We start from the raw sequence: 25,372 nt of genomic DNA on the forward strand, positions 1-25,372 counted from the left end.
CAGCTGCCTTACTGAAGGCAGTAGATGGAACTTATGAAGGAGACATGAGATGAGAGAATATCTTTTGAACAATGGTGTAGGCATTCCGGTGCTGGGCTTTGGTACTTGGAAGGCTCAGGATGGCGAAGAAGCTTATCAGGCAACATTAGCCGCTCTCAAGGCAGGCTATCGTCACATTGATACGGCAGCTATCTATAAGAACGAAGAGAGTGTCGGACGGGCAATCAAGGACAGCGGCATTCCGCGGGAGGAGCTCTTCATCACGACCAAGCTTTGGAATGACGTTCATACTTATGAGGAGGCTCAAGAGGCCTTTGCTGCCTCAATGGAGCGGTTGGGACTGGACTATCTGGACCTCTACCTCATCCACTGGCCGAATCCCAAACCCCTGAGGGAAAACGATGCTTGGAAAAAGCGCAATGCCGAAGTCTGGCGGGCTATGGAAGATCTTTATAATCTCGGAAAGATTCGAGCGATTGGCGTCAGCAATTTCCTGCCTCATCACTTAGAAGCCTTGCTTGAAACTGCGCGTATGACCCCAGCTGTCAATCAAATCCGCCTGGCTCCAGGTGTCTATCAGACAGAAGCGGTGAACTTCTGTCGTGAGCATGAGATTTTACTGGAAGCTTGGGGACCATTTGGTCAAGGTGAGCTCTTCCAAAATCCAGCCGTGCAGGCTGTGGCAGACAAGTATGGCAAGACCATTGCACAAGTCGCTCTAGCCTGGAGCTTGCAGGAAGGCTTCCTGCCCCTGCCTAAGTCGGTCACTCCGAGCCGGATTGCCAGCAATCTGGACTGCTTTGACATCGAGCTAGACGCTGCTGACTTGGAAGTGCTCAAAAATGTCAGCGGTTTGGCCGGTGGCGCACCAAATCCGGATGGGATGGATTTTTAGATGAAAATCCTAAACAGGAAATTACTCGATACTAGTTTCTAAGTCATTAGATTTAGGACATGAACTTATTGTAGATAAAATAAATCTCTCAGTTTATATATTGAGAGATTTTTTGTTAGCTGATTTATTTTATGTAATGAATAAGAAACGAATGAAAAAATGGTATAATAAGAAATAATAGATTTTATAGTAAGGGTTGATTATATGAGAACAAGAGCAGACCAAATTAAATTTTCTGAATTAACTCGCGTCCAAATTCCTGCTGTACTTCACTTAATTCGGATGGGCTATACCTATCTGTCTCGTAAAAGCCAAGAAATTGTTGAAAGGGATCCTGAAACGAATATTTTGGTATCTATTTTTAGAGAACAGTACCTTAAGTTGAATAATTATGCAACAGATATGGACTTTGAACGAGATTTAAATAATATCAAGCTAGAATTGAATCAAAATGATTTGGGGCGAGCTTTCTATAATCGTTTTCAGGGGAATGAAGGGGGAACCTACATTGATTGGAACAATCTGGAAGAGAACACTTTTCATGTAGCCTTGGAAGTTTCTTGTAAAAATGGCAATGATGAGTTCAGACCAGATGTGATGGTTTTCATTAATGGCTTGCCGCTCTCTTATATTGAGGTGAAACAGCCCAATGCGATTAGAGATGGGAAAACAGGTATTCAATCCGAGCAGGATAGAACAAGATATCGCTTTGAAAACAAGAAATTTCGCCGTTTCAATAATATAACACAATTTATTACCTTTTCAGATAATTCATCTTATGTGAGTGGGCAAGGAGGCCAAAGACAGGGGTCTTATTATTGTTCAAACTCCTTTTCTAAGACAAAATTCAATGCCTTTAAAGAAGAAAGGGAGGCTGATTTTCTTCATGCTTTTCAGTCTCTAACTCAGGAAGATATTGAAAATGTTTTAGCAGATATGAATCAGCTCCCGCTTCAAACCCTTCCAGAGTTTGCAACAAATATGCAGCCGGATACCCCATGCAATTCGTTTCTGACTTCTATTTACCAAAAAGAGCGTCTCTTTTTTATGTTGCGTTTTGGTCTTGCTTATGTTGAGGAAGAAGGTAAGGACGGGCAACGCCAACTACAAAAGCATGTAATGCGCTATCCGCAATATTTTGCTACCCGAGCTATCAAAGATATGATTTCAAAGGGTATTAAAAAGGGTGTTATTTGGCATACTCAAGGTTCGGGTAAGACAGCCTTGGCTTATTTTAATATTCGTTATTTAAAAAATTATTTTTCAAAACAACGTATTATTCCAAAATTCTATTTTGTTGTTGATCGCTTAGATTTAGCTGACCAAGCCTATAGAGAGTTTGCTAAGCGAGGTTTACGGGTTAAACGTATCAATAAACCAAAAGAATTAAATCAAAAGCAGGATGGCTATGATGTTGCTGTTGTAAATATCCAAAAATTCAAAGACAGCTCTGATTTGAGAGATCGTTCTGGATATGATCTTAGCTGTCAAAATGTTTATTTTATTGATGAGGCTCATAGGTCTTACAATGAACGAGGATCCTATCTGCCAAATCTTTACAACTCGGACAAAGGTGCTATTAAAATTGCACTAACAGGTACTCCTTTGATTACCTACAAGAAAGATGGACGGACCAAAGAGAGTCATGCAACGACGCGAGATATTTTCGGAAATTACATCCATAAATATTACTACAACCAATCTATTGACGATGGCTTTACTCTCCGACTGATGAGAGAAGATATTGAAACCTCATATAAGGAAAATCTTCGGGTTATAAATGAAGAAATTCAACGTGGTGGACTGTCTAAGGAAGACATCTTTGCCCATCGTAAGTATGTCTCACCAATGTTAGATTTTATCTTAGAAGATTTCACTAGAGCAAGGGAATTTATTTTTGATGACGATTCTATCGGAGGGATGATTGTTTGCGATTCTTCTAAACAGGCGCGTGAGCTAGAACGTCAACTTGAGGAACGACGGCGAAATGGTCAAACCAACCTAAGTTCAGCTCTCATTTTGCATGATGAAGGGGATAAGGACTATAAGAAAGAAAGGGTGGAAGCATTTAAGGAAGGCAAGATTGATTTGATTATTGTCTACTCTATGCTTCTAACTGGTTTTGACGCTCCTAGGCTAAAACGTCTTTATTTAGGTCGCAAAATAAAAGCTCATAATCTCTTACAAACTCTGACTCGTGTTAATAGACCCTATAAAGATTATTTGTTCGGTTATGTAGTTGACTTTGCAGATATTTCCCAAGAGTTTGATAAGACTAATCGAGCCTATCTTGAGGAACTTAATCATGAGTATGATATTACAGTCACTGGTGAAAATGGAGAAGATGTCTTTGGGTCTCTTTTTGTACCCGCTGATGAGATTAGTCGAGAATTGGAAAAATCAAATCTTATTTTGATGGATTACCCAACTGGAAATCGAGCGGCCTTTGCAATAGCTGTTGATGAAGTGAAAGACAGAAGAGAGTTGATTGAACTCAAAAAAGCGATAGAATCTGTGAAACAGTACTATAACATTGCAAGTCTCCTAGGCTATAAGGAGTTAATGGATCAAATTGATATCAAATTAATTTCGACTTTTTTGAACATCATCTCCAGAAGATTGATCAACCTTTCTGCTATGGAAAGACCCGATGACTTTTCTAGCCAGGCATTACTGAACCTTGCGATGTCAGAAACTAGTTTTTCTTTTGTAAAAATTGCAGAAGAGGAATTGCGATTAGCTGCTAATGATCTGGACGATTTACGTCGGCGGGTCGCCAATGGACTTAATAACCATAAAGATAAAAAAGATCCTGAATGGGTTCAACTTTTTGAAGAGTTCAAGCGAATTATGAAAAAACATATGATCCATGAGGAAGAAGGATACACCATGGATGTTATTCTGCATACCAAAGAGGCTTATCATAAACTTTTTGGAGCAGTTGATGATTATCGAACTCGTATGAGACGTTTGACAATGAATTTTGATGGAGATGAGATGGCTGCTAGAAGCTATAAGCATGCAACGAACTCGTCCAAAGTTAGTGCTTTTCCTGCAGTTTATCATGTCATCAAGGGAGCTAAAATTCAGATTGATAGACTAGTTGGTCAAAATCAAGGCGTACTAGATAATGAGGCTTTTCTAAAAAGGATGATTAGTCAGGCAGCTCGCGAGGAAATGAAAAAAACAAAATTAAACAGTAGTTTGACCAGAGAAAATTTTGAAAAACTCGTGGAATCACTGTTTGAACAATATGAAGAGGAATACCAACATTAATGAATGAGAAATACAAAAATCTTGTCCAAGATTTAGTTGATGATTTAAAAGCTGTTTTTACACATGCTGGTTTAGGAGGAGAGGCTGGTGAATACAAGCTTCTTACCCAATCGTTCTTATATAAATTTTTAAATGATAAGTTTCTCTATGAGGCAAAGGCAGTAGATGCTAAGAATATCTATGAGGAACTTATTAAGATGAGCGATGATGATTATAGCTGGCTCTTGGAAGATATCGGCACTGCGACTGCTCAGCTCAAACCTGAGCAGTTCATTGAGACTTTGCATCGTAAGCAAAATGAAGATGATTTCTATGAGACGTTTGAAAATACTCTCAACCAGATCGCTATTGACAATAACGATATTTTCTCCGTTCATACTGACGGGGATACGGCTATTCGTCTCTTTGACGAGCGTTTGATTACAGATACCATCTCAGATAGCAGTAAGCGCAACGAGGTCGCAAAGTCTATCATCAATCTCCTAGCCCGTATCAAGTTTGACGAAGATATTTTTTCACAAGGCTTTGACTTTTTCTCTACTCTTTTTGAGTACATGATCAAGGACTACAACAAAGACGGTGGTGGCAAGTATGCCGAGTACTACACACCTCACTCAGTCGCTAAGATTATCGCGGATATCCTGGTAGGCCATGACCAGCCGTCAAATGTGCGCATCTACGACCCCTCAGCTGGGTCGGGAACCTTGCTCATGAACCTGGCTAGTCGTATCGGTGTGGATAAGACTACGGTCTATAGTCAGGACATCTCGCAGAAGTCCTCTAATCTTCTCCGTCTCAATCTGATCTTGAATGGCCTCCAACACTCCATCCATAATATCGTACAGGGAAATACTATCACTGCTAACCGCCATCCTGAAAAGATGGACTATATCGTGTCTAATCCTCCTTTCAAGCTGGACTTTTCAGAGTGGCGTGACCGCGTGGAGGCCGTGCCAGAGGCCAGTGAGCGATTCTTTGCAGGGGTGCCAAAGGTTCCTGCAAAGTCTAAGGATAAGATGGCCATTTATGAGCTCTTTGTCCAACATATCATCTATTCTTTGAAAGCAGATGGCCAAGCAGCCGTTGTCTTACCGACAGGCTTTATCACTGCCCAGTCAGGGATTGACAAGACCATCCGCCAACACTTGGTGGACCATCAAATGCTGGCAGGTGTCGTGTCTATGCCGTCCAATATCTTTGCGACGACAGGTACCAACGTTTCCATCCTCTTTATCGATAAGAAAAACAAGGGCGATGTCGTCCTGATCGATGCTTCAAACCTAGGAATCAAGGTCAAGGAAGGTAAGAACCAAAAGACCGTGCTCTCTCCAGAAGAAGAGCAGAAGATCATCGAGACCTTTATCCAGAAAGAAGCCGTCGAAGACTTTTCTGTCACGGTCTCTTATGAGGAAATCAAGGAGAAAAACTACTCTCTCAGCGCAGGTCAATACTTTGACATCAAGATTGACTATGTAGACATCACAGCAGAAGAGTTTGAAGCTAAGATGACCGCCTTTCAAAACAAACTCTCAGACCTCTTCCAGCAATCGCATGCACTGGAGCTGGAGATAGAAGAGCAGATGAAGGGGTTGAAGTATGAAGCTTAGATGTTTAGGAGATTTTGTCGAGTTACGACAAGGGTTGGCAATTAATAAAGGTAGTGCCCATCTTGTTTCTGACATTCAAGATATTACTTATTGCTACCCATTGTTGAGAATTGCTGATATGATGGATTCAAATTTTAGTAAGTTTGTATCCAAAGATGTTAATAGCTCAGTGATAGCTAACCCTCAGGATATTATTTATACTAGAACTGGTCAGATTGGACTTGCATTTAGAGGTATGCAAGGAGTAGTTCATAACAATTCATTTATTGTGTCGTTAAAAACTGATGAACTTGAAAAGGATTATTTATATACTGTTTTAAATTCTAATTTTGTTAAAAAGCAAGCCAATTCACAAGCTAAAAACTCAGTACAACCGGATTTGACGCATACAATGTTTAAATCTATAGTTATACCGGTACCTGATTCTAGGGAAGAACAAAATAGAATTTCAAAAAATATTAATAATATTAATCAAAAAATCCGAACCAACATCCAAATCAACCAAGAGTTGGAAGCTATGGCCAAGACTCTCTATGACTACTGGTTTGTCCAGTTTGATTTCCCAGACCAGAATGGCAAACCCTACAAATCAAGTGGCGGCAAGATGGTCTATCACCCAGAACTCAAACGCGAAATCCCAGAGGGGTGGGGAGTGGAGAATCTTTTTAATGTCGCAGAAGTTCAGTATGGCTATCCTTTTAGTACTGATTATTTTAATAGTACCGGCGAAGGTGTTCCGGTGATTAGAATTAGAGACATTCTTGGAAATGATATCACTAATTATTCTACAGAAGAAGTAGAAGATAAATATAAAATTAATGTTGGTGATGTTTTAATTGGTATGGATGGGAATTTCCATATGAATTATTGGATTAAAGAGGATTGTTATCTTAATCAACGAGTTGTAAAAGTAAATAGTGATAAATTACCTAATATGGTACTTAAATATCAGATTGAACCTTTTATCAAATTGCGAGAAAAATCAGTCTCAAGAACAACAGTAGGTCATTTAAGTGATAAAGATTTAAAAGCAATCAATGTTATTATACCTAAAGATAAATATTTATATTCAATTTTTGAAAGGTTTGAAAGTATATTAAATAATATTATAAAAAATCAGCAACAAAACCAAGAACTCACCCAACTTCGCGATTGGCTCTTGCCAATGCTGATGAATGGGCAGGTGAGGGTGGAGTAGAGGAAAGAGCAGATAGAATTTTAAAGTTGAAAGAATTTGAGGGCAAATAAATGTCAGAGCTTACTTTTTCTATATGGAAACCATTTATTAAAAGTGAAAAAAGAGGGGAGAGGCGGTTACAGCCTATTTTAAAGAATTTTGATAAGTTGAACCCATGTGATTTAAAACACGAAAAAGGGTTATATCATCTAGAGGTTGATAAAAATAAGCATTATGTTTTTTTAGTTATAGAATCTGGAAAGTTAGAGCCCAGAGATACTACTGTAACGGACTATTATACAAATCAAAAACGTGAAAATCCTAAATCAGAAACGGAGCTGGAGTTTCTGAAGCAATTCTTTGTCTTATTCGATTTGGATAATAATTTATTGTATTTTTCGGATGTGAGACACCGTAATTTGCTAGAAAAAATTCTTAAAAATACAACAGGGTTTGAGTTTAGCATAAAAGGTTTTTACGAAGATAAAGAGGAATTTTTTAAAATATTATCTAGTGTTGATGAAATTCAGTTTACTTCAAAAGATAATATTTTTGCAACTTTATCACAAAAACGCGAAGCTCTATATGATTTATTTGAAACTGATGGTTTAGAAGATTTAACTCTGAACGTAAAGCTCTCTAGTATGAAAATAAACAAAATCAAAACATTTCTCAGAAGAATTGTAAAAGAGTCTGAGAATCATCAACTTTCAGGTATCTTAATTAGAGGAAACGATGATGCTGGATTTGAACATGTGTTTAACCGTGGTACGTTTATCAAAAAGATTTCAATTAATGTCGAGAAACAACATGCAACTGGGAAATTTTTAGGATCAGAGGTAAAAGATATTTTGCTCAAAGAAATAGAGAGTTTATCAAATGAGAAAGTTACGAAAAAAAGATAGAAATATTTCTGGTGGTATTTTAGTAATAAGTCTGTTTGTATCATATTTATTAAGGGATTATGTGCTACTAAATCATAGCGACACAGTATCTTTTATTTCTGTAATCACAGGTTTTCTACTTTCTGCTATTGCTATATTGTATTCCTCTCCTATGCGATCTGTCTTATATGATAAAAAATCAAACATTTATTCATCAAAATGGGAAGAAATAATTGTTAGATATTTCTATACATTTGTAGTTAGTTTACTTTATATGATGGAGTTATCTTTAAATATTAATTGTATTCCAAATTTTATAAATGTAGGTTTTTTACTAAGTATTGTAACTATAATAATTGTAGTTACTCAAGGATTGTTTAAATTACTTTTAGTTGAGATAAATGATTAATTTTTTTGAATTCAATTTTTATCAACGATTATATCTTTAATCATATTACAAAGTTTAATGTCTTGTTTTTGTATTCATTATCCCAGCCAAATCAAGCTTTGGCTGGCTTTTATTTTTTATTCATGTTATAATTTAATTACCTAAAAGGTAATTAAATTTAACAGAAAGGAACTTATGAAGCTTATCTATACAAACAAAACTGTTAAAAAGCAGTGCACAGAGCTAAGGCAAGCGAAAAAGGATTTTTCGGATAAGGTTGCGGTAAAGTTGCATCAATTGATCAATTTTTTTGAAGCGGCGGATTCTTTGGCTAGTGTGACAGCTTTTCCTAAATATCACTTTCACCAACTCAAGGGAAAGAGACAAGGTCAGTTTGCTTTGGATATAGATGGTAGGAAAAGTTCCTATCGGTTGATTGTCGGTTTTCGTGAAGAGGATCTAGAAAAGGTCTTTTCCAGTCCTGTTGAAATCGAAATCCTAAAAATAGAGGAGGTCAGCAATCACTATGAGTAATAAAATTGTTGAGTACAAAGACCTGATTGCTTTTCATCCAGGTCAGTATGTTGGAGAGTTGATTGAAGATTATAACGTAACGCAAAAAGAATTTGCGGAGCGTTTAGGAGTTTCTGCAAAGACTGTCAGCAAGCTTGTCAATGCTGAGGAGTCCATTAGTAAAGAGACGGCTCATAAGTTAGCCAAGCTAAGCGGAGTTTCCATGCAAACTTGGCTCAATCTTCAAAATGCTTACGATGTAAAAGTGGCAGAGATTGTAGAACAAAAAGAGCTAGAAGAAGGTTATGAGAAAGAAATCTGTGAGATGATTGATTTCAAGTATTTTAAGGAAAAAGGCTACGTTCCAGACAAACGCTATAGTTTGAAGGAAAAGATTGTCGAGCTTCGCAAGATTCTAAGTGTGGCAAGTTTAGAAAACCTCTCATCTTTTAACCATCTAGTCAGCTATCGGAATACGCGTGAGTTTACGACTAAAAGTATAGTCAACTCCAATATCATGCTGGAGTTGGCATCTAAAAAAGCGCGTGATATAACGAGCACTAAGCTCAATCGCAGAAAGCTTGAGAGAAGCTTACCTGCTTTGAGAAAGTTGACCAGACAAGATCCTGAAGTCTTTCCTCAATGCTTGTATGATATCTTGTTAGACTGTGGTGTTGTCCTAGTCGGTCTACCTGCGTTACCAAATGCTAATTTGAATGGAGCGACTAAAAAATTCAGTAACGGTAGTGCCTTGCTTTTACTCACAGATAGAAATAAAGCATCCGATATTTTCTGGTTCTCACTTTTCCATGAGATTGGGCACATTTTGGAGAATGATTTTTCATCTGATGCTGGAAATAGTGAGTCATACCTTCGTTCCGAGGAGCAGGCAGACCAGTTTGCAAAAGATCTCTTGATTAGACCTGAAGACTATCAAGCTTTTGTTGAAAAAGGGAACTTTGATAAGTCAGATATCCTTTGCTTTGCTGAGGAAATAGATATTCACCCGAGTATTATCTTAGGTCGTCTGCAGAAGGAACAGTACCTTGGATATGAGCAGTTTAGAGAATTAAAAGAGAACTATTACTTTGTTTCTTGAGAATTTTTGATTTTATGAGAATCCTATTCCAAGGAGTAGTTCGTCTGCTTATTTATCAATGAGAAATAATATTTCATAAACATCCTATCACAAACCAATCAAACTGGTGCATTCTGCGCTAGTTCTGATTGGTTTTTCTTATTTCCGGATTTTAAACTGTATTTATTCTGTATTTCAAATAAATAGAGACTTGAAACTTTATCATATAGCAGCTTTTGACTAGAACATTCGCCATTATTACGTTTTGGTTACATTTGTTATAAGTGTATGAATTGTCAGAAAATTTTTATTATAATATGGTTTATAAATAAAGTAAGGAGACTTCTATGCAAAGACAACGTTTTTCACTCCGTAAATACAAGTTCGGTTTGGCTTCTGTTCTGTTGGGAACTGCTCTGATTTTTGGTGCGGGACAGGCTCAGGCGGATGAGCAGGCGACAGCTAGTTCGTCAGGGCAAGGTCAGCTATCTACCGCTGTGGTATCAGCGACTGAGCCTGCTTCTCAAACAACTGCACCTGAGAGTCAGCTAGCAACTCAAGCCCCTGTGGAGAAAGCAGCACCAGCTTCTTCTGAATCGGCTGCTTCAAGTACAGATCAGGCCAGTCAGCCTTCTACGGCAGAGGCTAAGGAAGCATCTGCAGCTCCTGTAGAGAAAAGTGCGACTTCTTCACCAGAACAGGCTTCTTCAAGTGCTGAGAAGGCAACTCAGCCATCTGCCACAGAGACCAAGCCAACAGCTCCAGCTAGTCCGACTGTAGACTCTCCGGCAGCCGCAAACTCAGAAAAGCCTGCTACTAATTCTGATGCAGTAGCGGAGTCACCAACTTCTCGCGATGCTAAGCCAAGTAGCATCAGTACCAATGAGATTATTAAGGTTCCTCAGACCTGGTCTCAAGGCTATAAAGGTCAAGGCCGTGTGGTAGCCATTATCGACTCAGGTCTGGATGTCCATCATGAGGTTCTGAAGATCTCTGACCCGTCAAATGCCAAGTATCAGACAGAGGCAGCTCTGGAAGAGGCTAAGAAAAAGGCCGGTATTGACTACGGTAAATGGTACAACAGCAAGGTTGTCTATGCCTATAACTATATCGACGGTGATGACAATATCAAGGAAAAGAACAGTTATTCGCATGGTATGCACGTAACAGGGATTACAGCGGGAAATCCCAACAAGAAAGCTCCTAATGATGAGTATGTCTATGGTGTTGCGCCAGAAGCGCAAGTTATGTTTATGCGGGTCTTCTCAGACCGTCAACGCACAACAAGCGACGCTATCTATATCAAAGCCATTGATGATGCAGTAGCCTTGGGAGCTGATACCATCAATATGAGTCTGGGCTCAGCGACAGGATCTACAGTTGATGTCAGCCCTAGTCTGCAGGCCGCTATTGAGCGCGCTCGGGCCAAGGGAGTGAGTGTGATCATTGCGGCGGGTAATGACAACACCTTCGGAAGTGAATACTCTAAACCGCTGGTTGAAAATCCAGACTATGGTCTAGTTGGCAGTCCTTCAACAGCAGAAAGCTCTATCTCAGTCGCTTCTGTCAATAACACTGTTCTGACAGAGGAAGTCATGGAAGTGCGTGGTCTGGAAAAGAACGATAAGCTTTTGAATGGTCATTTCAGCTACTCCATGGGTGAGACAAATGCAACCTTTGAAAAGGGCAAGGAATATGAGTATGTCCATGTTGGTCTTGGCCGTGAAGAGGACTTTGCTGGTAAGGATCTGACAGGTAAGCTGGCTCTTATCCAGCGTGGTTCCTTTACCTTTGCTGAAAAGGTTAGAAATGCTATCAGCCATGGTGCTGTTGGTGCTCTGATCTACAATAATGTCGACGGAGCTAACCTAACGATGAGCTTGGATAGTGAATCTAAAAAGGTTCCATCAGCCTTTATCAGTAAGGAATATGGAGAGGCTTTGGCAGCTGGTCATTACAAGGTAGTCTTTAATGGTCTTAAGGTCAATCGGCCGCATCTAGGAGCTGGTAGTCTGTCTGACTTCTCTAGTTGGGGTGTAACGACAGATGGCTTGCTCAAGCCAGATGTGACAGCACCAGGTGGCGATATTTACTCTTCGCTTAATGACAATACCTATGGCTCTATGAAGGGAACCAGTATGGCTACCCCTCATGTGGCTGGTGTAGCGGCTCTGGTCAAGGAATATCTCCTTCAGCATTATCCAGACTTAACACCTGCCCAGAATGCCGATTTGGTCAAAGCACTCATCATGTCAACTGCTAAGCTGCACGTCAACAAGGAAACAGGTGTCCATACTTCTCCGCGTCAGCAGGGTGCTGGTATCGTGGATACGGCAGCAGCTGTTTCTACCGGCCTCTATGTGACAGGAGATAACCAATATCCTAGCGTTTCCTTGGGCAATGTCCAAGACAGCTTCACCTTTGATGTTACGGTTCATAATATCACGGATAAGGATCGGACACTGAAGATGATTGTCAATACCAACACGGATGCGGTCAAGGATGGCTACTTTACCCTGACACCTCGCAAACTAACCGAAACAGTTTGGCCAGAAGTCACCGTCAAGGCTCACAGCAGCCAGAAAGTGACGGTCAAGGTAAATACTGCTAAGTTTGCGGAAGAGTTGATCAAGCAGATGCCGAACGGCTATTTCTTAGAAGGCTTTGTCCGCTTTGTCGATCCAGCAGATGACGGCGATGTTATTAGTCTGCCATTTATGGGCTTCCGTGGGCAATTCCAAGATCTGCCAGCGTTAGAAAGACCAATCTATGATCTGGTCCAAGAAGGCAAGTCAGGCTTCTATTACCCAGTGCCAGAGGACAAGAGTATCCTATCTGATGACAATGTATCTTCCCTTGTGACAGAGTCGAATGATACACTCTACTCTACCGGTCGAACAGCTGCTCGCAGCTCAATTGTACTTGGAACTGCAGAAAATGCTGATGGTAAGCATGTGCTGCAGTTGGGAGCAGATGGCAAGATTCGTCTAGCCTTCTCACCGAATGGAGATGGAAATCAAGACAGCATCCAGTATCGGACAGTTCTCTATCGCAATATCAATAATCTGACAGCTAGTGTCTATACGGCAGATGATACGGACTATCGCTTCCCAATCTGGCAGAGCAGCACGATTAGAGAAGGCCGCAAGAACTATTATAGTGGTCAGTCAGACAATCCTAAGTCCTACCTACTAGAAGATACATACTGGGACGGTCGTGATAGCAAGGGTGAGAAGCTGGAAGATGGCCTCTATACCTATGTGGTTCGCTATACGCCAGATGTGCCAGGTGCTAAAGAGCAGCAGATTAGCTTTAACCTGCAGATTGATAATCAGAAGCCTTTGATTAGCTCAGGCTATATCAGTACCAAGGATGGTGCAGAAACCTTTACAGCTCGTAAGCCAAAAGATGTTGGCAACGGCGGTATTTTGAGAGAACAGGTCTTCTATCTGCAAGCAGATGAAAAAGGGAAAGAGACCTATAAAGCAGTGGATGATTTTGGCATTGAGCGTGATTACGAGCGTCGGGTTTACATCTCAGCCAATGCGGATGGCAGCTACACCTTGCCAAAAGGAGTGGACAAGTCTAAGATATTCTATGTGGTAGAGGATTATGCGGGTAACCGTGATTCCATAGCTTTGTCAGAGCTAGTCAGTGCTGAAAATGATGGTCGTATCCGTGTCGCTCTGGTGGATGCTAATACGCATCAAGATGTATCTTCGACCTTTGTCTATCGGATCAAGGACAGCAAGGGCAAATATGTAGAGTTGGATAAGGGCAAGAAAATCAACGCTCTGCCGTTTGGACGCTACACAGCTGAGATCTTTACTTATGATAAGGATGAGCTTCGTTTCTACAGCGCTCTGACTCAGGAGTTTGAGCTGACAGCCCAAGATAGCTTTAAGACGATTGAGTTTCTGGTCAAGAAGCTGGTCTTTGCACCGGTCAGCGTTGCCTTTGATCAAGCTGTTCCGAAGAATACCCAAGTGGTTCTCAAGAATAATAATGGCGATGCTTATACGCTTCCAGCAGAACTGTTTGGCAAGCATGCCTTCGGAAGATCCGTAGCATCTGGATTCTACTCTGTCTTTGTCAACCTGCCGACCGGCTACGAGCTCTGGGAAAGTGAGCCGACTGTTGAGGTCAAAGAGGGCAAAAACAACCTGCTGAAACTGGGAGTTATCGTCAAGTCAGGCTTGCTGGCGGCTGTCAATCAGCAGTCTAGTCTGGTCGGCACTGCTCAGTATTACAATGCTTCTGCAGCGAAGCGCACAGCTTACGACCAAGCATATCAGGCAGCCAAGGAAGCTTTGACAAGTAAACTGACCCAAGCGCAAGTTGATGCCGTAAGAGCAAAACTAGAAACAGCATCTGCTGATCTAGACGGCAAGGACTCCGATCTTGCTGCGGTTAAAGCAGCTGTGGAAGCTTATGCAGCTACTACTAAGACAGGAGCTTATGCCAATGCTAAGGATAGGACTCGCCGCGCTTATGACAAGGCCTTCCAAGCAGTGGCTCTGCTCTTGGTGCAGGACAAGGTGACCCAGGAGCAAATCGATACAGCTCTAGCTCAGCTGACTACAGCAGAGAAGAAGCTGGATGGCAAGGCGACTAACTTTACCAATCTCAAGAAGATAGTCGATGATGAGGTGCATTACCAAGCCATTAGCAATAAGTTTATCTATGCGAGTGACGCATTGAAGTCGGCTTATCTAGAAGCTTATGCACAGGCTAAGGCAGTCTTGGCGGATCCAGGTGCCAGCCAGGAAGATGTCAAAGAAGCTATTGCCAACCTCAAAGAGGCAAAAAGAAAACTCGATGGCAGAAAGCCAAGAGTCGTAAGACCGAAAAAGCCTAGACAAGCCTAATTGGTTTAGATTAGTTGAAATCCCTTAAGTTGAAACTTGAGGGATTTTTCGATAAGTATTTTACATTGGCCCTATTTTCTGCTATAATCTTTTTTAGAAAGAATTCTCATTGTCTACTTTTTAGCGAGTTCGGGATAGTGTGAGCCGGATAGGGAAGCAGTGCAGATGGCGCTTTCGGTTATAATTTCAAAAGCAATGAAGTAATAAATTAGGGTGGAACCGCGTCTTGACGCCCCTAGGTGAATAGCCTAGGACTGTCGGATGTGGTTCTTTTGCGTACTGAGTCTATTGTTCGAAAGAAAGGAGATTCGTGGAGAACTTTTATCTTGTAAAAGACGAGAACCAATTAGCAGCTTTTCGAGATTTCGTCGCAAAGAATGCCGCAAAGTTGCAGGATTATCTAGCTTTTTTAAAAGACGAGTTTGCGGTTTATGATTTACCGCAAGCCATCATTTGGTCCGATTTTGATTCTGCTACGCAGATCATTCGGGAAATTCCTGTACCAGCCTATACAAATGATAGGCGGATGGTTATGACTCCCGAATTGACGGTTTGGAAAGATTTATATCTTCTTCAGTTGGAGAATTACGAGTCCTCTCACCAAACTCAAGCAATAGCAAACCACTATCAGTCTTTGTCTGAAAATTCTCTCTTGCAGATTGTGGGCCATGAGTTAGCTCATTGGTCGGAGCATTTTTTAGATGATTTTGATGGATACGGTGCCTATATCTGGTTTGAAGAAGGGATGGTTGAGTATATTAGCCGCAAGTATTTCTTTACAAATGAGGAATTTCGAGTGGAAAAAGCTTGTAATCAGTCTCTCGTAAAGCTCTTTCAGAAAAAGCACGGTTGGCACTCATTGAATGATTTCGGCACTTCAACTTATCAAGGGAATTATGCTAGTATTTTTTACGAATACTGGCGCAGTTTTTTGACAGTTGACAAGCTAGTAGAAAATCTAGGCAGTGTGCAAGCGGTCTTTGATTTTTATCATCGGTGGGCAAATACAGATAAAACACTTCCCTTGTTGGATTGGTTCATACAGCAGAAAATAATAGACAAAGAGATATAAACAAACTAAAGGAGTAAAAAATGTCTAAGAAATTAACATTTCAAGAAATTATTTTGACTTTACAGCAGTTCTGGAATGATCAGGGTTGTATGCTCATGCAGGCTTATGACAATGAGAAGGGGGCGGGAACGATGAGTCCCTATACCTTCCTGCGGGCTATTGGGCCAGAGCCTTGGAATGCGGCTTATGTCGAGCCGTCTCGCCGGCCAGCAGATGGCCGTTATGGGGAAAATCCTAACCGTCTTTATCAGCACCACCAATTTCAGGTGGTTATGAAGCCTTCTCCAAGCAATATTCAAGAACTTTATTTGCAGTCTTTGGAACTCTTGGGTATCAATCCACTGGAGCATGATATTCGCTTTGTCGAGGATAACTGGGAAAATCCGTCAACCGGCTCGGCTGGTCTGGGCTGGGAAGTTTGGCTGGATGGTATGGAAATCACTCAGTTCACTTATTTCCAGCAGGTCGGAGGTCTGCCAACTCAGCCGGTGACTGCTGAGGTGACTTATGGTCTGGAGCGTCTGGCTTCTTATATCCAGGAAGTAGACTCTGTCTATGATATTGAGTGGGCTGATGGCGTTAAGTATGGCGAAATTTTCACGCATCCTGAGTATGAGCATTCCAAGTACAGCTTTGAGGTCAGCGATCAAGACTTGCTCTTGGGGAATTTTGAAAAGTTTGAAGCGGAAGCCAAGCGCTGTCTGGACGAGCATCTGGTGCACCCCGCCTATGACTATGTTCTCAAATGCTCGCATACCTTTAACCTCTTGGATGCGCGTGGCGCTGTATCTGTGACTGAGCGGGCTGGCTATATCGCTCGTATCCGGAATTTAGCACGTGTCGTGGCCAAGACCTTTGTGGCTGAGCGCAAGCGTCTGGGCTATCCGCTTTTGGATGCAGAGACTCGCGATAAACTCTTGGCAGAGGAGGGAGAATAATCATGGTAAAAAATTTATTAGTTGAATTAGGCTTGGAGGAAATGCCAGCCTATGTCGTGACACCGAGCATGAAGCAGCTGCGCGACAAGATGGGAGCCTTCCTGACAGACCATCGTCTGACCTTTGAGAAGATTGAAATGTTCTCAACGCCTCGCCGTTTGGCGGTGCGCGTGGTTGGCTTGGCGGACAAGCAGTCTGATTTGACAGAAGATTTCAAAGGTCCTTCTAAGAAAATTGCTCTGGATGAAGATGGGAACTTTACCAAGGCTGCAGAAGGCTTTGTCCGTGGCAAGGGTTTAACGGTTGATGACATTACTTTCCGCGAAATCAAAGGTGAAGAATACGTCTATGTGACCAAGGAAGAAATCGGTCGCCCTGTAGAAGAGATCATCCCAGCAGTGACAGAAGTTCTGCAAGCCCTGACCTTCCCTGTCAGCATGCACTGGGCCAACAACACCTTTGAATACATCCGCCCGGTCCACACCTTGACTGTACTCTTAGATGAGCAGGCCTTTGACTTGGATTTCTTGGATATCAAGAGCGGCCGTACTAGCCGAGGACACCGCTTCCTGGGTCAAGAAACGGAGATTGCTTCAGCAGATTCTTATGAAGATGACCTACGGGCTCAGTTTGTCATTGCCAGTCCTCTTGAGCGGGGAGATATGATTGTCGAGCAGATTCGAGCACTTGAAGAGGAGCACGGAGTTTCTATCGAGATTGACGAAGACCTACTCAATGAAGTGTTGAATCTGGTAGAATATCCAACTGCTTTTCTAGGTAATTTTGATGCCAAATATTTAGAGGTGCCTGAGGAAGTCTTGGTAACTTCCATGAAAGAGCACCAGCGTTATTTTGTTGTGCGCGATGCTGAAGGCAAACTTTTGCCGCACTTCATCTCTGTCCGCAATGGGAATGCAGAGCATTTAGAAAATGTCATCAAGGGAAATGAGAAAGTCTTGGTGGCTCGTCTGGAAGACGGGGAATTCTTCTGGCGGGAAGACCAAAAGCTGGCTATTGCTGACTTGGTTGAAAAGCTGAGCAATGTGACCTTCCACGAAAAGATTGGCTCTCTGGCAGAGCACATGGAGCGAACTGGCAAGATTGCTGCTCTCTTGGCACAAGAGGCAGGATTGGATGCTGATGAGACAGCTGACTTGGCTCGTGCAGCGGCTATTTATAAGTTTGATTTGCTGACTGGCATGGTTGGGGAATTTGATGAGCTGCAAGGTATCATGGGTGAAAAGTATGCTCTTCTGGCTGGTGAGAATGCTACGGTGGCAGCTGCCATTCGGGAGCACTATATGCCGACTTCAGCCGATGGCGAATTGCCTGACACCAAGGTCGGAGCAGTCTTGGCTCTGGCTGATAAGCTGGATACCATTCTGTCCTTCTTCTCAGTTGGGCTGATTCCGAGCGGTTCCAATGACCCGTATGCACTACGCCGTGCGACTCAGGGTGTTGTGCGTATCTTGGACAAGTTTGGCTGGAACATTGACTTGGCTCAGCTTCTTGGTCGACTTTACGAACTGAAGTTTGATAGCCTAAGCTATGACAATCAAGAGGCCGTGCTGGACTTCTTCCGTGCCCGTGTTGAGAAAATGATGGATCGCAGCATTCCAAAAGATATCGTGACAGCTGTTCTTCAAAGCACTCATTTCGTCGTACGCGATTTGGTAGAAACAGCTGCGCTTTTAGCAGAAAAAGCTCAGGAAGATAACTTCAAGTCAGCAGTGGAAAGCCTATCTCGAGTCTTTAATCTAGCTGAGAAAGCCCAAGGTCAGACAGCTGTCAATCCAGCTCTCTTTGAAAATCAAGAGGAAAAAGACTTGGCAGCTGCCATTGAAGCAGTAGAGCTGACATCTGACTTAGCGGCCAATTTGGATCAACTCTTTGCCCTCAGTCCAGTTATTGACGCTTTCTTTGACCATACCATGGTTATGGCTGATGATGAGGCTGTGCGCAGCAACCGCCTAGCTCTCCTCGCATCTCTGACAGCAAAGGCGGGACAGCTGGCCCAGTTTAATCAGATTAATACGAAATAAAAGGTAAGAGAGGTAGAATCATGGATCCTAAAAAAATTGAACGCATCAACGAACTAGCTAAAAAGAAAAAAGCTGAAGGTCTAACTGCTGAGGAAAAAGTGGAACAAGCCAAGCTTCGTGAAGAGTATATCGAAGGCTACCGTCGCTCTGTTCGTCATCACATCGAAGGCATCAAGATTGTTGATGAGGATGGCAATGATGTGACACCTGAGAAGTTGCGTCAAGTTCAGCGCGAGAAAGGCCTTCATGGCCGAAGTCTGGATGACCCAGAGTCTTAAGTAAATATAAAAAAATCCCTCGCTAGGAAGCTCGAAAGTTCCTGTCGAGGGGTTCTTTTATTCTTGTTTACGTTTTTTCAAAATGCGGAGGGCTACATAGATGCAGCTAACGATGATTGCTACATCCAGCCAGAAAATCCAAGGCTCCGTGATACGGAAAAAGAAATAAGCAGCGATGGCAATAATGAGGGACAGAATGCCTAGATCCATTTTTTCTTTGAGATTTAGTCTCATAGGTCTTCTTCCTCCTTTTTTTGTGCTTGGCGAATCTTTCCTTTGGCAATGAAATGCATCATCAGTCCAAATCCAAGGCCTGCGGCTAATCCAGTTATAATGAGTTTAGGCTGAAGCAAAACTTGTAGGATATCTTTCTTTTCCATGACAGCTATCATGATGCCGAAGAGAGGGTAAAAGAGCAACCAATAAGAGAAACCTGCTTTGAGACCAGCATGTTTCATAGCTTTTTCTTCTTTTTCATCCTGAAGTCCTAGCTCTAGGTCATCAATTCCTTTGCGGCGTGCTTGGATGACTATATAGACACAGAAGCCGAGGATAAGGATTTCCAGCAGGATAGGATAGGCAACAGCGATAATTTTGGGCCAGCGAAAGGCTAGGGGAAAGGCGATAGCATTGCCAAAAATCAGAATAAAGAAAAGCCAGATGAAGCCTATATTTCCTAAGTGTTCAGCCTGTTGACGTTTTTGCTCGTCCAAAGGTCCAGTAATGCCGTAAAATCGTTTGATCATCTTGTCTGAGAATGTTTCTTTTTTCATGTTTGTTTCCTTTCTAGCTTAGGTCAAGGTATTATTCGCTCTGTTCAGTATGGTGTTTGCGTGATTTAAAGTAAAAGCTGATAAAAACACCTAAAATGCTAGCGACCAAGGCTGATTTCAGGATTCGATCAGCTTGTAAAAAGAGAGTGAAAAAGTCTTGCTTGAGAGTGACTGCTTCTACAAGGCTAAAGATAGGATGGAAAGTCAACCCAACGAAGAGAGCAATCTTAAGACCGGGATATTGAAGCTTGCGCCTTTCTTTTTCACTCATGAGTTCCAAATCCAAATCTGCCAGGTGCTCTTTCTCAGACCTGAAGTAAATGATACCAGCTATTATAAAGGTAAGAACCTCTATAATAATGGGGTAAATTCGAGCATCTAAGCCTGGATAGATATCGGCTAGCATGAAAGCTAGGAAATTACCAACTTGCAAAATCAAGAAAAGCCAAATAAAGCCTATATTTCCTAAGTGCTCAGCCTGTTGGCGCTTTTGCTCGTCCAAAGGTCCAGTAATGCCGTAAAATCGTTTAATCATCTTGTCTGAGAATGTTTGTTTTTTCATGTTTGTTTCCTTTCTTTAGGTATGAATGTTGCTGCAGGGAAAAACTCTTAGTCATTTGAATCTTCATCTGTCAGCTGGGATTCCCAAAAGAGGGCGTTGAGGTCAGTATCCAGCGCTCTAGCCAGATTGATACAGAGCTCGAGGGTGGGGTTGTATTTGTTGTTTTCAATCATATTGATAGTTTGCCGCGATACCCCGATAGACTTGGCCAACTCTAGTTGAGACATCTTTTTTTCTTTTCGAAATTCTTTGACACGATTCATTACACCCTTCCTTTCTAATACTATAACTGATAGCTTTCAGTAACTTTGTCAGTTATATTTGACTTTTATTTTATGCTAGTATAATACTTTTCGAAAAAAGTGTCAAGTATATCTGACAAAAAATTTTAAAAATGATTTCATCCGCTTACTTTTTCTTTTAAATTTTTTTTTGCTTTTGAATGTGATATAATAAGTAAGATATGACAAACGAATTTCATCACATTACTGTTCTTCTTCATGAAACGGTTGACCAGCTGGCTGTTAAGCCTGCCGGCATCTATGTCGATGCGACCCTTGGGGGTGCTGGTCACAGCGAATATCTTTTGAGCCAGCTCGGGGATGAGGGGCATCTTTATGCTTTTGATCAGGACCAGACAGCTATTGACAATGCTAAAAAGCGCCTGGCTCCTTATGTAGAGCGGGGGATGGTGACCTTTATCAAGGACAATTTTCGCCACCTCAAGAGCCGTTTGCAAGAAGCCGGTGTGGAAGAAATTGATGGGATTTGTTATGACTTAGGCGTTTCCAGTCCTCAGCTGGATCAGCGTGAGCGTGGTTTTTCCTATAAACAGGATGCGCCTTTGGATATGCGCATGAACCGCGATGCAGCCTTGACAGCTTTTGAGGTTGTTAATCATTATAGCTATCAGGATTTAGTACGAATCTTTTTTAAATACGGCGAAGATAAGTTTTCTAAGCAGATTGCTCGCAAGATTGAGCAGGTTAGAAGTGTCAAGCCCATTGAAACAACGACAGAACTGGCTGAAATTATCAAGTCAGCCAAGCCAGTTAAGGAGTTAAAGAAGAAAGGTCATCCAGCCAAGCAGATTTTTCAGGCCATTCGGATTGAGGTCAATGATGAGTTGGGCGCTGCGGATGAGTCTATTCAGCAAGCAATTGATTTGCTGGCGGTGGACGGCCGGATTGCGGTCATTACCTTTCATTCGCTGGAAGACCGCCTGACCAAGCAGCTTTTCAAAGAGGCGTCGACAGTGGATATTCCTAAAGGCTTGCCCTTCATTCCTGATGAACTGCAGCCTAAGCTGGAGCTGGTCAGCCGCAAACCAATTTTACCAAGCAAAGAAGAATTAGAAAGCAATAACCGGGCTCATTCCGCCAAGCTGCGCGTGGCCCGTAAGATACACAAGTGAGGAAGAAATGTCAGAAAAAAGACCAAACCCGCTTCAAGATCAGATGCGAAAATTTTCCCGAGTTGAGAAGGCCTTTTACGGCTCTATCGTTTTGACTGCCATTATTTTAGCAGTCAGCATCGTCTTTATGCAGACCAAGCTATTGCAGGTAGATCGGGATTTGACAGAAGTCAATACACAGATTGAAGCGGAGCAGACAGAGCTGGCCGATATCAAGCAGGAAGTCAATGAACTGACCCGCTATGAAAGGCTGTCTCAGTTAGCCAGCTCTCAGGATATGAAACTCCAGAAGGGAAATCGTAAAACAGTGAGTTCAACGGATGAAGAATAGAATTTTTGAAAGAATTAAAAAATACGCCCTGAAAAATAGGCAAACCCCTGAATACAATCGGCGGCAAGTGGGAAAGAGCATGAGCATCTTAGCTATCTTTCTCTTTTTCGTTTTCTTGATTAATTTTGCCATCATTATCGGGACAGACCAGAAGTTCGGGGTTAATCTATCAAAGGGTGCAGAAGTAGTCCATCAAAAGACGGTCACAGTCGCTGCCCGGCGGGGAACAATCTATGACCGAAATGGAGTTCCCATTGCAGAGGATGCCACGACCTATAATGTCTATGCCATTATTGACAAGAGTTACAAGTCAGCTACTGGCAAGATTCTCTACGTAGAAGAATCCCAGTATGATAAGGTGGCAGAGATTTTCAATCAATACCTAGAGCTGGATAAGGACTACGTCAAAACCCAGCTGTCGCAGAAAAATCTCAAGCAGGTTTCCTTCGGGGCACAGGGCAATGGCATTACCTACAGTAATATGAATGCTATGCGGGAAGCCTTTGAAGCTGCTGGTATTGAAGGGATTGACTTTACTACCAGTCCTAACCGCAGTTATAATAACGGCGTGTTTGCCTCCCAGTTTATTGGTCTTGCTCAGCTGCAAGAGGATAAGGAAGGTAATAAGACGCTGAAAGGGACTTCTGGCATGGAGCAGGCTCTGGATAGGGTTCTTGCTGGTCAGAATGGGATTGTGACCTACGAAAAAGACCGAAATGGTAATGTTGTGCCTGGGTCAGAAAAGGTCTCTGTACAGGCAGAGGATGGTAAGGATGTCTATACAACGCTGTCGGCTGATTTGCAAACATACCTGGAAACGCGGATGAACGCCTTCCAGGAAAAAGTCAAAGGCAAGTTTGTCAATGCAACCTTGGTCAGTGCCAAGACCGGTGAAATCCTAGCCACTTCTCAAAGGCCGACCTATAATGCAGATACCAAGGAAGGCTTGAATGAGAAGAATCTGGGCAACTGGAACACGATGCTCTATCAAGGTCAGTATGAGCCTGGATCTACCATGAAGGTCATGACTCTGGCTTCAGCTATTGATAATGGTAGCTTTAATCCTAACGATACCTATGACAGTAGAGAGTACAAGGTCATGGATGCGACCATTCGGGACTGGAACGTCAACATGGGGATTTCAGAAGGGGAGACCTTGACCTTTGCCCAAGGATTTACCTATTCCAGTAACGTCGGTATGACCATTCTGGAGCAGAAGATGGGCAATGACAAGTGGCTAGACTACTTAAGTAAGTTTAAGTTTGGTCTGCCGACCCGCTTTGGAATGGGGAATGAAACCTATGGCTCCCTGCCAGGTGATAACTATGTAACGATTGCCATGAGCTCCTTCGGTCAAGGGATTGGTGTGACACAGGTGCAGATGCTGCGGGCTTTCTCATCCGTAGCCAATGATGGTGTCATGGTGGAGCCTAAGTTTATCAATGCTATCCATGATCCTAAAACCAATACAGCTCGTAAGACTGCGACGGAAATTATCGGAAATCCTGTCTCAGAAAAAGCAGCTCAAACCACTCGGGATTATATGGTTCAGGTCGGAACAGACCCCTACAAAGGAACCCTGAATGTTGGTGGCGAGCCTGTTATTCAAGTGGCTGGTCAGAATGTAGCTGTTAAGTCAGGGACCGCTCAGATCGCTTCTGAAAATGGTTATCTAGAGGGTGAGAATGACTATATCTATTCAGTTGTTGCCATGACGCCGGCAGAAAATCCTGAATTTATCATGTATGTGACTGTTCAGCAGCCTGAGGAAAAATTCCAGCCAATATTCTGGCAGGAAGTGGTCAATCCGGTCTTGGAAGAAGCAGTCGCTCTCAAAGACAGCCTTAATCTGACAACGGAGGCAACTCCAGCTCTTGAAACAGTCACTGAAGAAACCAGTTATAAAATGCCGTCCGTAGAAAAACTGACCAAGCAACTAGGTCTGAAACATCAAATCAGTCCTGGCGGTCTGGCAGATGAATTGCGTCGCAACCTAGTCCAGCCAATTGTGCTGGGAACAGGTGGCAAGATTAAAAAAGTATCTGTCAAAGAGGGCAAAAATCTTAAGGCCAACCAACAGGTTTTAATCTTGTCAGATGATTTAGACAGTCTGCCTGATATGTACGGCTGGACCAAGGCCAATGTCGAACGTTTTGCCAAGTGGCAGGACATCGAAGTCACTTTCAAAGGAGAGGGCTCCAAGGTCGTCAAGCAGAGCGAAAAGACCAATACTTCGCTGAAAAATCTCAAGAAAATAACAATTACAATGGGAGACTAATATGCTTATTGCTCTTATTGCAGGAATCGTAACTTTTATCCTAACTATCATCGGCATTCCTGCCTTTATTCGTTTTTACCATAAGGCTCGTATCACAGGCCAACAAATGCACGAAGATGTTAAGCAGCATCAGGCCAAGGCTGGAACGCCAACCATGGGTGGTACAGTCTTTCTCTTGACATCCGTTCTGGCCAGCTTTGTTATAGGTTTGATTTCGCATCAGCTGTCCAACGGCTTGATCATGATTCTTTTTATCTTGGTCCTGTATGGTGTTGTCGGCTTTTTGGACGACTTTCTCAAGGTGTTTCGTAAGATCAACGAGGGTCTAAATCCCAAGCAGAAATTGTTTCTGCAGCTGGTCGGTGGAGTTGTCTTTTACTTCTTTTACAATCAGCACGGAGCTGGCGACCAGCTGAATGTCTTCACCGTTCCTGTCCATCTGGGCTTCCTTTATATCTTTTTCGTACTTTTTTGGCTGATTGGCTTCTCCAATGCTGTCAATCTGACGGATGGAATTGATGGTTTGGCCAGCATTTCTGTAGTCATTAGCTTGGTGGCTTATGCTGTGATTGCTGTTGAGCAGAAGCGTTTTGATATTCTGATTGTCATCATTAGCATGATTGGCGGCTTGCTAGGCTTCTTTGTCTTTAACCACAAGCCCGCTAAGATTTTCATGGGAGATGTAGGAAGCTTGGCTTTGGGCGGTATGCTGGCTGCTATCTCTATTTCCCTTCACCAAGAATGGACCCTGCTTTTGATTGGTATTGTCTATGTATTTGAGACGACTTCTGTCATGATGCAGGTGACCTACTTCAAGTTAACTGGTGGCAAGCGGATTTTCCGGATGACTCCAGTTCATCATCACTTTGAGCTGGGTGGCCTAACTGGCCACGGCAAGGAGTGGAGCGAGTGGAAGGTCGATTTCTTCTTCTGGGGAATCGGTATCGTGGGCAGTCTCTTGACCCTGGCTATCCTATATCTATAGCAAGAAGCGAGTC

At 42.4% G+C, this 25,372-nt stretch carries 21 protein-coding genes; 17 read left to right on the top strand and 4 right to left on the bottom strand.

The annotated features are described in order from the left end of the window. Positions 1-49: 49 nt before the first annotated feature. The 13 genes from ELZ47_RS02405 to ELZ47_RS02465 all read left to right on the top strand — a co-directional run bounded on the left by ELZ47_RS02405 (position 50) and on the right by ELZ47_RS02465 (position 19,016). Positions 50-895 carry an aldo/keto reductase gene (locus tag ELZ47_RS02405; protein WP_126435167.1) on the top strand — a complete coding sequence of 282 codons (846 nt, stop codon included), beginning with the start codon at positions 50-52 and terminating at the stop codon, positions 893-895. 204 nt (positions 896-1,099) lie between these two features. Further along, a complete protein-coding gene (locus ELZ47_RS02410; RefSeq protein ID WP_126435169.1) occupies positions 1,100-4,171 on the top strand; it encodes a type I restriction endonuclease in 3,072 nt (1,023 codons plus the stop codon). After that, positions 4,171-5,778: an HsdM family class I SAM-dependent methyltransferase gene (locus ELZ47_RS02415; RefSeq protein ID WP_126435170.1), complete on the top strand. Its 1,608-nt coding sequence runs from the start codon at positions 4,171-4,173 to the stop codon at positions 5,776-5,778. Before ELZ47_RS02410 ends, ELZ47_RS02415 begins: the two co-directional genes overlap by 1 nt. Beyond that, entirely contained in the window at positions 5,768-6,976 is a 1,209-nt protein-coding gene (locus tag ELZ47_RS02420; protein ID WP_126435172.1) for a restriction endonuclease subunit S, read from the top strand. The genes ELZ47_RS02415 and ELZ47_RS02420 overlap by 11 nt, the downstream gene beginning before the upstream one ends. A 50-nt stretch (positions 6,977-7,026) precedes the next feature. Then, entirely contained in the window at positions 7,027-7,860 is an 834-nt protein-coding gene (locus ELZ47_RS02425) for a hypothetical protein (RefSeq protein WP_126435173.1), read from the top strand. After that, positions 7,835-8,248, top strand: a complete 414-nt coding sequence (locus ELZ47_RS02430) for a hypothetical protein (protein WP_126435174.1) — start codon at positions 7,835-7,837, stop codon at positions 8,246-8,248. Before ELZ47_RS02425 ends, ELZ47_RS02430 begins: the two co-directional genes overlap by 26 nt. Before the next feature lie 174 nt (positions 8,249-8,422). After that, positions 8,423-8,761: a type II toxin-antitoxin system RelE/ParE family toxin gene (locus tag ELZ47_RS02435; protein ID WP_126435175.1), complete on the top strand. Its 339-nt coding sequence runs from the start codon at positions 8,423-8,425 to the stop codon at positions 8,759-8,761. After that, on the top strand, positions 8,754-9,839 hold the full coding sequence (locus tag ELZ47_RS02440) for a HigA family addiction module antitoxin (RefSeq protein ID WP_126435177.1): 1,086 nt from the start codon (positions 8,754-8,756) through the stop codon (positions 9,837-9,839). The genes ELZ47_RS02435 and ELZ47_RS02440 overlap by 8 nt, the downstream gene beginning before the upstream one ends. 326 nt (positions 9,840-10,165) lie before the next feature. Next, complete coding sequence (locus tag ELZ47_RS02445; protein WP_126435179.1) at positions 10,166-14,686, top strand: S8 family serine peptidase; 4,521 nt, start codon at positions 10,166-10,168, stop codon at positions 14,684-14,686. A gap of 310 nt (positions 14,687-14,996) precedes the next feature. After that, a complete protein-coding gene (locus ELZ47_RS02450; protein ID WP_126435180.1) occupies positions 14,997-15,758 on the top strand; it encodes an elongation factor Tu in 762 nt (253 codons plus the stop codon). A 20-nt stretch (positions 15,759-15,778) separates the two neighbouring features. Continuing rightward, complete coding sequence (gene glyQ / locus ELZ47_RS02455) at positions 15,779-16,696, top strand: glycine--tRNA ligase subunit alpha (protein ID WP_125331659.1); 918 nt, start codon at positions 15,779-15,781, stop codon at positions 16,694-16,696. A 2-nt stretch (positions 16,697-16,698) separates the two neighbouring features. Beyond that, complete coding sequence (glyS, locus tag ELZ47_RS02460) at positions 16,699-18,738, top strand: glycine--tRNA ligase subunit beta (protein WP_125331656.1); 2,040 nt, start codon at positions 16,699-16,701, stop codon at positions 18,736-18,738. A gap of 20 nt (positions 18,739-18,758) precedes the next feature. Beyond that, positions 18,759-19,016, top strand: coding sequence for a DUF896 family protein (locus tag ELZ47_RS02465; protein WP_004189791.1), 258 nt, complete (start codon positions 18,759-18,761; stop codon positions 19,014-19,016). A 57-nt stretch (positions 19,017-19,073) separates the two neighbouring features. On the opposite strand, the gene ELZ47_RS02470 is transcribed toward ELZ47_RS02465, so the two are convergent. From ELZ47_RS02470 to ELZ47_RS02485, 4 genes are read right to left on the bottom strand one after another with little or no spacing between them, the layout of a single operon-like run. Next, positions 19,074-19,250: a hypothetical protein gene (locus tag ELZ47_RS02470; protein WP_002927526.1), complete on the bottom strand. Its 177-nt coding sequence runs from the start codon at positions 19,248-19,250 to the stop codon at positions 19,074-19,076. Beyond that, positions 19,247-19,789, bottom strand: coding sequence for a DUF3278 domain-containing protein (locus ELZ47_RS02475; RefSeq protein ID WP_124765598.1), 543 nt, complete (start codon positions 19,787-19,789; stop codon positions 19,247-19,249). Before ELZ47_RS02475 ends, ELZ47_RS02470 begins: the two co-directional genes overlap by 4 nt. Before the next feature lie 31 nt (positions 19,790-19,820). Next, positions 19,821-20,351, bottom strand: coding sequence for a DUF3278 domain-containing protein (locus ELZ47_RS02480; RefSeq protein ID WP_125331650.1), 531 nt, complete (start codon positions 20,349-20,351; stop codon positions 19,821-19,823). Positions 20,352-20,398: 47 nt separating this feature from the next. Beyond that, entirely contained in the window at positions 20,399-20,614 is a 216-nt protein-coding gene (locus ELZ47_RS02485) for a helix-turn-helix transcriptional regulator (protein ID WP_125331648.1), read from the bottom strand. 200 nt (positions 20,615-20,814) lie between these two features. On the opposite strand from ELZ47_RS02485, the gene rsmH reads away from it, so the two are divergent. The 4 genes from rsmH to mraY are packed head-to-tail and all read left to right on the top strand — an operon-like array spanning position 20,815 to position 25,359. Beyond that, positions 20,815-21,765: a 16S rRNA (cytosine(1402)-N(4))-methyltransferase RsmH gene (gene rsmH, locus ELZ47_RS02490; RefSeq protein ID WP_125331646.1), complete on the top strand. Its 951-nt coding sequence runs from the start codon at positions 20,815-20,817 to the stop codon at positions 21,763-21,765. Positions 21,766-21,772: 7 nt separating this feature from the next. Further along, a complete protein-coding gene (gene ftsL, locus ELZ47_RS02495; RefSeq protein ID WP_002893529.1) occupies positions 21,773-22,096 on the top strand; it encodes a cell division protein FtsL in 324 nt (107 codons plus the stop codon). Beyond that, a complete protein-coding gene (pbp2X, locus tag ELZ47_RS02500; RefSeq protein WP_126435182.1) occupies positions 22,086-24,374 on the top strand; it encodes a penicillin-binding protein PBP2X in 2,289 nt (762 codons plus the stop codon). The genes ftsL and pbp2X overlap by 11 nt, the downstream gene beginning before the upstream one ends. Position 24,375: 1 nt before the next feature. After that, the gene (mraY, locus tag ELZ47_RS02505; protein WP_126435184.1) at positions 24,376-25,359 is read left to right on the top strand and encodes a phospho-N-acetylmuramoyl-pentapeptide-transferase; all 984 of its coding nucleotides are present in this window, start codon (positions 24,376-24,378) and stop codon (positions 25,357-25,359) included. Positions 25,360-25,372 lie beyond the last annotated feature (13 nt).

It is taken from the genome of Streptococcus sanguinis, from assembly GCF_900635155.1.
Classification (GTDB): Bacteria; Bacillota; Bacilli; order Lactobacillales; family Streptococcaceae; genus Streptococcus; species Streptococcus sanguinis_G.